The following is an 8,861-nucleotide window of genomic DNA, read 5'->3' on the forward strand; positions in this document are numbered from 1 at the left end:
CGAGAAATTACTTAAATTGTTTTAAGAAACGTAAGTCGTTTTCAAAGAACGAACGTAAATCTGTTACGTTATAACGTAACATTGTTAAACGCTCAACACCCATTCCCACGGCAAAACCAGAATATTCATTCGGATCAATACCAACGTTACGCAACACATTTGGATGCACCATACCGCAGCCCAACACTTCTAACCATTTACCATTTTTACCCATCACATCCACTTCCGCTGAAGGCTCTGTGAATGGGAAATAAGATGGACGGAAACGCACTTGTAAATCTTCTTCAAAGAAAGCGCGTAAGAAATCGTGCAATAAACCTTTCAATTCGGTGAAATTTGCTTTTTTATCCACATAAAGTAGTTCAATTTGATGGAACATTGGCGTATGCGTTTGATCGTAGTCATTACGATATACACGTCCTGGAGCCATAATGCGAATTGGTGGCTGCATTTTTTCCATAGTACGAATTTGCACGCCAGAAGTTTGAGTACGAAGTAATAATTCTGGATTAAACCAGAAAGTATCGTGATCGGCACGTGCTGGGTGATGTTTAGGAATATTTAACGCATCAAAGTTGTAATAATCACTTTCAATTTCAGGGCCATTTTCAACTGAAAAGCCAAGTTCTGAGAAAAATTTTGTTACACGATTAATCGTCATGGTAACTGGGTGTAAGCCACCAGTTTCAACTTTGCGACCTGGTAAACTGACATCTACACGTTCTTTTTCTAATTTTGCGTTAAGTTCAGCCTGTTCCCACTCCGTTTTTTTTGCATTTAAAAATTCTAACGCAGCTTGTTTTGCTTCGTTAATTTTTGCGCCCATCGCAGGACGTTCTTCTACTGACACGTTACGCAATTCTTGCATTAATTGCGTAAAATACCCTTTCTTACCAAAATATTCGACACGGATTTCATCCAAAGCCGTTAAACTTTTATCCTGAATGGATTCAATCGCTAATTTCGCTTTCTCAACAAGCTCGTTCAGATGTTGCATAGTTTCCCCTGCTTCTCTTTTCTCTATAAAATAAAAAACCGAGTAATGATAATACCAAGTCCTTAAAAAGTAAAAGAATAATGCGAAAAATCATTGGCTTATCAAAAATAAAAATGGAATAACGTATTCGCTATTCCATTTTTTCTTGTTACCAACAAAATCGTTCATTCACAAAATTTTCTGACCGCTTTTTTTGCCATTTTTCTTTATTTTTTGGATTAGCAAAAAAACGGGCTTGTTCCTGTAAACGTTGAACTAATTTTTCTTCCGATTCTTTTAACGCTTTTTGACGATCTGCAAATTTTGCGGGTAATGCTGGTAAGAAAACCACTTCATAAGGATGCGCAATTGTCCATTTCACCGCATTTTCGGCAGCACGACTTTGTTTATCAAAATCACAAAACGCATAAGCATTAACAAACTGCCCTACAACATGGCTGAACCCTGTATTATCCTGCACCGTTTGTTTTGGTAAATCCAACACATAAAGTGCGGTGATCAAACGATTTTGACCACGATAAAACCAAGTAACCGCTTCATCTCTTAAGCCAAAATCGTAAGCCCGAGCGGCTAAGGTAAACATTGTCATTGGTGAAATGCGAGCTGGATTTTCTTCTAAAAATTTTACCGTACTTTTATAACCTTTTAGCGTATTTTCACGTAACATAGGATCAATTTCTTTATGTACAAATACATTTTCTGCTTTTCCATTTTCAGCAGAATAATAAGGTTTAATATAAATATCCACAGTCTTCACTGGTTCTTTGCTAATAGAACTACAAGCCGTAATAAAAAGTGCGGTTATAAAACCTAGCATTTTAAAAATAGGAATTTTGGCAAAATTCAAGCAAATCCACTGACTAAGTGAAGTTTTTATCAATAATTTCATCTTTTCCTTATATAATAGTACGACAAATTACAACATATCGTTATTATGAAAATCCACCTTATCCGCCATAACACCACATTAGAATTCAATAATGAAACAAGTTTACTTGATCATCTCGAGAAAAATAATATTCATCACGAATATCAATGCCGTAGTGGCTATTGTGGTTCTTGTCGCGTTAAGATCAAAAAAGGCAAGGTGTCTTATAAAGAAATGCCTCTTGCCTTTATTCAACCTGATGAGATTTTATTATGTTGCTGTCACGTAGAAAGTGACCTTGAAATTGATTTATAAATTATTTAAATCTAATACATCGGTCATATCAAATAAGCCATTCGCCTTATTTTCTAACCATTTACCAGCACGCACTGCACCATTAGCGAAAGTCATTCGGCTTGATGCTTTATGGGAAATTTCTACACGTTCGCCAATATCTGCGAACCAAACCGTGTGTTCCCCCACCACATCCGAAGCGCGAATAGTTGAAAAACCAATTTCATCCCGTTTACGTTCGCCTGTAATTCCTTCACGGCAGAAGACTCCGTGCGTTTTTAAATCGCGACCTAAGGTTTTTGCGATATGTTCGCCCATAGAAAGTGCAGTGCCAGATGGCGCATCAACTTTATGACGGTGATGAGCTTCGATCACTTCAATATCGCAATAATCCCCCATCACTTTTGCTACTTTTTCTAAAAGCTTGAAGACTAAATTCACGCCAACACTGAAATTTGATGCAAACACAATAGCAATTTTATCTGAAGCTGCTTTAATCGCTGCTTTACCATTTTGATCAAAACCCGTTGTACCGATCACCATTTTTTTATTATTCGCTACGCAAAATGCAATATGTTCAAGGGAGCCTTCTGGTCGGGTAAAATCGATTAATAAATCGAATTTATCTTTTTGGCTTTCAAGATCGTCTGAAACTGCAACGCCAAGATGACCAATTCCTGCCAATTCTCCCGCATCCGTCCCAACTAAAGATGATCCTTTGCGTTCAAAAGCCGCACCTAGTTCTACGCCTTCCGCAGAATGAACCGCTTGAATTAATTGACGCCCCATTCTTCCGCCAGCACCAGCGATTGCAATTTTTAATGTCATGTTACTTCCTTTTCTATTAATGAATTATTTCGTTGATGCCGTTATAAACAAGCGCACAACCAAAAAATAAAAATACAATACCTGCCATATTATCAATATAACGGCTGTATTGACTGTATAAACGCTTGGCAATATTACGTGAAAAAATCAATGAAATCACATAAAAATAACAAAATGTTTCTACCACAATCACCATAAAAGCCAAGATAATTTGCCACATTTCAGTGATATTTACTAAGACAAGCGACATCACGCTACTAAAATACACCACGACTTTTGCATTGGATAAATTCACTAAAAGCCCTTTCAAAATTTCTTTTTTGATTGTGGTTTGCTGATTAAATTCAGTATCAGAGTGCGGTTCAAATTGAGCGTATTTTTTGCTGCGAGCCATTAAAAAACCGAGATATGCTAAGTAACTACCGCCTAGCAACATAATAACGCCATGTAATGCTGGAATGGTAACGAACAACACCGCCAATCCCAACATAGAAAGCATTCCCCAAAAAGCGATACCAAGCGTTATGCCTAAAATGCCACAAACTGTATTACGACGAGAGTTACTTGCCGCCATTCGACTTACATAAAAGAAATCAGGCCCTGGCGTCATTAATCCAAATAAATGCACAATGATTAAATTTAGCATCACAACATCCAATATTGAATAGCAAATACAACAATCACAGCATAAATTGCCGCTAAAACGTCATCGATCATAATGCCAAAACCATTTTCGAGTTTTTCGTCAAAATAACGAATTGGAAACGGTTTTAAAATATCAAAAAAGCGGAATAACGCAAAAGCAGCCAAAATCCATTGCCAAGATAATGACGGTATCGCTGCTAATACAATAAATACGCCGACAAATTCATCCCAGACGATAGAACCATGATCGTGTACGCCCATATCTGCAGTAGTTTTTTGGCAAAGGTAGCAACCGAGTAGAAAACAAAGTGCGGTGAAAATTAAAAAGATTTTTACGCCTAATAAGGAAAGTAAAATCACACCTAAAATTGTTCCAGCTAAGCTCCCCCAAGTGCCGGGTGCTGGATAAATTAAACCCGAGCCAAAACCAACGGCAAGCAAATGAATAGGATTTAAAAGAGAGATTTTTTTAAGAGGATTATTTTCTGTCATTTTGATTCCTTAAAATGATCGAAACCGCTTGAAAAAATTATATTCACAGGTTTTCCATCCCGTAAAAAACGGGGAGAAAAGTCACCGCACTTTTCATTAATTTTACCAATACAAGTGCAAGGCACGTTCAGTTTTTTCAAGCGTAATTCTAATTCATCTTTATATTCGGGCGGTATGGTAAAACAAAGTTCATAGTCTTCGCCACCACTTAAGGCAAATTGTTCCGCTTGAGTGCGATCATATTTATTTAAAATCGATGATGAAAGAGGTAATGCAGTCAGTTCAACTTCAGCACTACATTGACTTCGTTCAAGAATATGCCCTAAATCAGATATTAGCCCATCGGAAAGATCAATGGCAGCATGAGCAATATCAATTAACGCCCGCCCAAGTTCAATTCTAGGTGTGGGTCTAAGATGTCGTTGTTGCAAAAAAACATCATCAGAATCAACCGCACTTTTGCCCAATAAAATTTGTGTTAAACCTGCCGCGCTATCGCCTAAAGTGCCTGAAACATAAATTAAATCACCGATTTGTGCTTTATGCCGACAAATTCCTTTGTTTTTTTCGACAAAACCTTGTGCCGTAATCGTAATAGACAAATTACCTTTTGTAGTATCGCCACCAATTAATGTGACGTTGTATTGTTTTAACGTGTGTAATAAACTTTGGCTAAATGTTGAAATCCAATTTTCGTCTACATTTGGCAAAGTTAATGCCAGTGAAACCCATTTTGGCTGTGCCCCCATTGCAGCAAGATCACTTAAATTTGTTGCAACCGCCTTATAAGCCAAGTCCTCAGGTGAAATGGTTGGTAAAAAATGCGTATTTTCCACCATTGTATCGGTAGTAATGGCAAGCTGATAATTCTCTGGCACGGAAACCAGCGCACAATCGTCGCCAATAGATAATTGAACGGAATCATCAACTAATATTTGTTGCTGAAAATATCGTTTAATTAAATCAAATTCACCCATTGCCATTTTTCACCTATCTTATAAAAGAAAAGGCACGCATTAAAAACGCGCGCCATTCTCAGTTTAAAAGGATTATTTACGCCCTAATGCTGGTGCGATTTTATCAAGTACGCCATTGATATATTTATGGCTTTCATCTGCACCGAATACTTTTGCCACTTCAATCGCTTCATTGATAACCACTTTATATGGCACATCTAACTCGAAGCACAATTCATAAACGGCCAAACGTAAAATTGCCGTTTCAATAGGATCAAGCTCATCAAAAGCGCGGTCAATATAAGGCGAAATTGAAAAATCAACGGTTTCAATATTTTCTACTGTTTGACGAAATAATTTACGGAAGTAAGGTTTATCTACCCCATCCATATCTTGATCTAACACAAAGGCTAATTCCACTTGTTCTGCAGTATTGCCGGATACTGCCCAAGAATACAAGGCTTGAACAGTACACTCACGCGCACGACGACGAGCAGAAGGCTTTTTCACTTGTTTTTGTTCTGTCATGATTTATGCCGCATCAATTTGTTGAATAAGATTAACCATTTCAAGTGCGGTTAAGGCTGCTTCTGCACCTTTATTTCCTGCTTTAGTACCAGCACGTTCAATCGCCTGTTCAATATTTTCTGTAGTTAATACACCAAAAGCGACAGGGATTTCAGCATCCATTGCAACTTTTCCTAAACCGCTGCTTGCTTCCCCTGCTACATATTCAAAATGTGCTGTACCACCACGGATAACTGTACCTAATGCCACAATCGCATCAAATTTTTTACTTTCAGCTAAACGACGAGCAACTAATGGCAACTCATACGCGCCTGGGGTACGCACGATAGTGATATTTTCATCTTTCACTTGGCCGATACGTTTTAATGCATCAATTGCGCCTTCTAATAAACTTTCATTAATAAAACTGTTAAAACGAGCAATTGCTACTGCAACTTTTGCATTAGGTGCTGCAACTGAGCCTTCTAAAACTTTCATATTTTTTCCTATTATTAGCCATAATGATTTTGGCCCGAGATTTTAACATAAAATCGCGTATATTCAATATTAATGAGGCTTTACCCTATTTTATTTAGGGCTCATTTTTAAGGCGATTTTATTGTTCATAGCCCGCACCAACACTATATTTTTATGGAAAATTTCCTTTATTAAGGTAAACTGTCGGCAATTTTATGTGAATTACATTCAGTTACAGAGGTTTAATATGTCTAAAGTGGCATCAATTGTTGATGTATTACAAGGGAAAGTGGCGATTGGTGAAACCGTCACTGTGCGTGGTTGGGTTCGTACCCGTCGCGATTCTAAAGCAGGCTTATCTTTCTTAGCGGTTTATGACGGTTCTTGCTTTGATCCAATTCAAGCAATTATTAATAACGATATTAAAAATTACGAAAGCGAAATTTTACGTTTAACAACAGGCTGTTCTGTGATTGTAACTGGTAAAGTCGTTGAATCACCTTCTGAAGGACAAGCGGTTGAATTACAAGCAGAAAAAGTGGAAGTGACAGGGTTTGTTGAAGATCCAGATACTTACCCAATGGCAGCAAAACGCCACTCTATCGAATATTTACGCGAAGTAGCTCACTTACGCCCTCGTACCAATATTATTGGCGCGGTCGCGCGTGTTCGTCATTGCTTGTCTCAAGCAATTCACCGTTTCTTCCATGAGCAAGGTTTCTACTGGGTGGCAACCCCATTAATTACTGCATCAGACACTGAAGGTGCGGGTGAAATGTTCCGTGTTTCTACACTTGATTTAGAAAATCTTCCACGTAGTGAAAATGGAAAAGTGGATTTCAGCCAAGATTTCTTCGGTAAAGAATCATTTTTAACGGTTTCAGGTCAGTTAAACGGCGAAACCTATGCTTGTGCATTAAGCAAAATTTATACTTTTGGCCCAACATTCCGTGCAGAAAACTCGAATACTACCCGTCACTTAGCTGAATTCTGGATGGTTGAACCTGAAGTTGCATTTGCAACCTTAGCGGATAACGCAAAACTTGCAGAAGATATGTTGAAATACGTATTTCGTGCAGTATTAGCAGAGCGTAAAGACGACTTACAATTCTTTGAAAAACATGTAGATAAAGATGTTATTACTCGTTTAGAAAACTTTGTAAACTCAGATTTTGCGCAAATTGACTATACCGATGCCATTGATGTGTTATTAAAATCTGGTAAGAAATTTGAATTCCCTGTTTCTTGGGGCATTGATCTTTCTTCTGAACACGAACGTTTCTTAGCGGAAGAATATTTCAAATCACCAGTTGTGGTGAAAAACTATCCAAAAGACATTAAAGCATTCTATATGCGTTTAAATGATGATGGAAAAACTGTGGCGGCAATGGACGTGTTAGCTCCAGGAATTGGTGAAATCATCGGTGGTTCACAACGTGAAGAACGTTTAGAGGTGCTTGATAAACGCATGGAAGAAATGGGATTAAATCCAGATGATTATTGGTGGTATCGCGATCTTCGTAAATACGGCAGTGTTCCACATTCTGGTTTTGGTCTTGGTTTTGAACGTTTAATCGTCTATGTAACTGGCGTTCAAAATATTCGTGATGTAATTCCATTCCCACGCGCGCCAAGAAATGCGAATTTCTAATTCAATTTAACTTTAATATTGACCGCACTTACGCCAAAGTGCGGTTAATTTTTTCAGAATTTTAAGGAAAGTAAAATGGATAAAATTAAACAACTCTTTGCCAACAATTACAGTTGGGCACAAAGAATGAAAGAAGAAAATTCTACTTACTTCAAAGAACTTGCGGATCATCAAACGCCACATTACCTTTGGATTGGTTGCTCTGATAGCCGTGTACCCGCTGAGAAATTGACGAATCTTGAACCAGGTGAGCTTTTTGTACATCGTAATGTTGCTAACCAAGTAATTCACACAGATTTTAATTGCCTTTCTGTTGTGCAATATGCCGTCGATGTGCTTAAAATTGAACATATTATTATCTGTGGTCACACCAACTGCGGGGGAATTCACGCTGCTATGGCAGATAAAGATTTAGGGCTTATCAACAACTGGCTTCTTCATATTCGTGATATTTGGTTTAAACACGGTCATCTTCTCGGTAAACTTTCTCCAGAAAAACGTGCCGATATGCTAACTAAAATTAACGTAGCGGAACAGGTTTACAATCTAGGGCGCACATCAATTGTAAAAAGTGCTTGGGAACGCGGACAAAAACTCTCATTACACGGCTGGGTATATGATGTAAATGATGGATTTTTAGTGGATCAAGGCGTAATGGCAACCAGCAGAGAAACCCTTGAAATTTCTTATCGAAACGCTATCGCTCGTTTATCAATACTTGATGAAGAAAATATTTTGAAAAAAGATCATCTTGAAAATACATAAAAAAACGCCCTTTTGGGCGTTATTTTTTTAAGCTTTACCGTCAGCCAAATTTTTCTTTTCTTCTAATTCTTCCCAGCGTAAAAATGCTGTTTCTAATTCGGCTTCAGTATCCGCCAATGCTTTTAATTTAGCGTCGGTAATATCGTGAGCCTGTTGGAAAAATGCTGGATCGGCTATTTCAGCTTGAAGTACGGTGATTTTAGTTTCCAACTCTTCCAATAGTTGTGGCAGCTGTTCTAACTCACGTTGTTCTTTATAAGAAAGTTTCACGGATTTCGGCTTAGAAGTGCGGTCATTTTTCACCGCACTTTCTTCTTTTAGCGGTTCAGTTTTCTTCGCTTTAGCCTGCTCTTCCACTGCTTTACTTGCCCAGAAATTGGC

General features: G+C 37.9%; 11 protein-coding genes and 1 pseudogene. 3 read left to right on the plus strand and 9 right to left on the minus strand.

The window, feature by feature from the left end:
• Positions 1-7: 7 nt before the first annotated feature.
• Positions 8-997 (minus strand): phenylalanine--tRNA ligase subunit alpha, encoded by a 990-nt coding sequence (gene pheS / locus HMPREF2644_RS07165; protein WP_070828349.1) that lies wholly within the window; start codon positions 995-997, stop codon positions 8-10.
• Positions 998-1,145: 148 nt separating this feature from the next.
• Entirely contained in the window at positions 1,146-1,886 is a 741-nt protein-coding gene (locus tag HMPREF2644_RS07170; RefSeq protein WP_011272566.1) for a hypothetical protein, read from the minus strand.
• Between the two features lie 45 nt (positions 1,887-1,931).
• Between HMPREF2644_RS07170 and yfaE the strand changes: the two genes are divergently transcribed.
• Positions 1,932-2,180, plus strand: a complete 249-nt coding sequence (yfaE, locus tag HMPREF2644_RS07175; RefSeq protein WP_005662492.1) for a class I ribonucleotide reductase maintenance protein YfaE — start codon at positions 1,932-1,934, stop codon at positions 2,178-2,180.
• On the opposite strand, the gene dapB is transcribed toward yfaE, so the two are convergent.
• The 6 genes from dapB to ribE form a co-directional block, all read right to left on the minus strand.
• Complete coding sequence (gene dapB / locus HMPREF2644_RS07180; protein WP_070828350.1) at positions 2,175-2,987, minus strand: 4-hydroxy-tetrahydrodipicolinate reductase; 813 nt, start codon at positions 2,985-2,987, stop codon at positions 2,175-2,177. The genes yfaE and dapB overlap by 6 nt on opposite strands.
• 16 nt (positions 2,988-3,003) lie before the next feature.
• Positions 3,004-3,633 carry a LysE family transporter gene (locus tag HMPREF2644_RS07185; RefSeq protein ID WP_011272564.1) on the minus strand — a complete coding sequence of 210 codons (630 nt, stop codon included), beginning with the start codon at positions 3,631-3,633 and terminating at the stop codon, positions 3,004-3,006.
• The gene (locus tag HMPREF2644_RS07190) at positions 3,633-4,124 is read right to left on the minus strand and encodes a phosphatidylglycerophosphatase A family protein (protein WP_005650347.1); all 492 of its coding nucleotides are present in this window, start codon (positions 4,122-4,124) and stop codon (positions 3,633-3,635) included. The genes HMPREF2644_RS07185 and HMPREF2644_RS07190 overlap by 1 nt, the downstream gene beginning before the upstream one ends.
• Positions 4,121-5,107: a thiamine-phosphate kinase gene (thiL, locus tag HMPREF2644_RS07195; protein WP_011272563.1), complete on the minus strand. Its 987-nt coding sequence runs from the start codon at positions 5,105-5,107 to the stop codon at positions 4,121-4,123. Before thiL ends, HMPREF2644_RS07190 begins: the two co-directional genes overlap by 4 nt.
• A 66-nt stretch (positions 5,108-5,173) precedes the next feature.
• Complete coding sequence (gene nusB, locus HMPREF2644_RS07200) at positions 5,174-5,608, minus strand: transcription antitermination factor NusB (RefSeq protein WP_011272562.1); 435 nt, start codon at positions 5,606-5,608, stop codon at positions 5,174-5,176.
• Positions 5,609-5,611: 3 nt separating this feature from the next.
• A complete protein-coding gene (gene ribE / locus HMPREF2644_RS07205; protein WP_011272561.1) occupies positions 5,612-6,085 on the minus strand; it encodes a 6,7-dimethyl-8-ribityllumazine synthase in 474 nt (157 codons plus the stop codon).
• Between the two features lie 226 nt (positions 6,086-6,311).
• Here ribE and asnS point away from each other — a divergent pair, with 226 nt between their 5' ends.
• Both asnS and can read left to right on the plus strand, forming a co-directional pair.
• Positions 6,312-7,715 carry an asparagine--tRNA ligase gene (gene asnS / locus HMPREF2644_RS07210; protein WP_011272560.1) on the plus strand — a complete coding sequence of 468 codons (1,404 nt, stop codon included), beginning with the start codon at positions 6,312-6,314 and terminating at the stop codon, positions 7,713-7,715.
• A gap of 75 nt (positions 7,716-7,790) precedes the next feature.
• The gene (gene can / locus HMPREF2644_RS07215; RefSeq protein ID WP_005631770.1) at positions 7,791-8,480 is read left to right on the plus strand and encodes a carbonate dehydratase; all 690 of its coding nucleotides are present in this window, start codon (positions 7,791-7,793) and stop codon (positions 8,478-8,480) included.
• Between the two features lie 27 nt (positions 8,481-8,507).
• On the opposite strand, the pseudogene HMPREF2644_RS07220 reads toward can, so the two are convergent.
• Positions 8,508-8,861, minus strand: a pseudogene (locus tag HMPREF2644_RS07220) (ABC transporter ATP-binding protein); the annotation flags it as partial.

It is taken from the genome of Haemophilus sp. HMSC071C11, from assembly GCF_001837655.1.
In the GTDB taxonomy this organism is placed as follows: Bacteria; Pseudomonadota; Gammaproteobacteria; order Enterobacterales; family Pasteurellaceae; genus Haemophilus; species Haemophilus influenzae.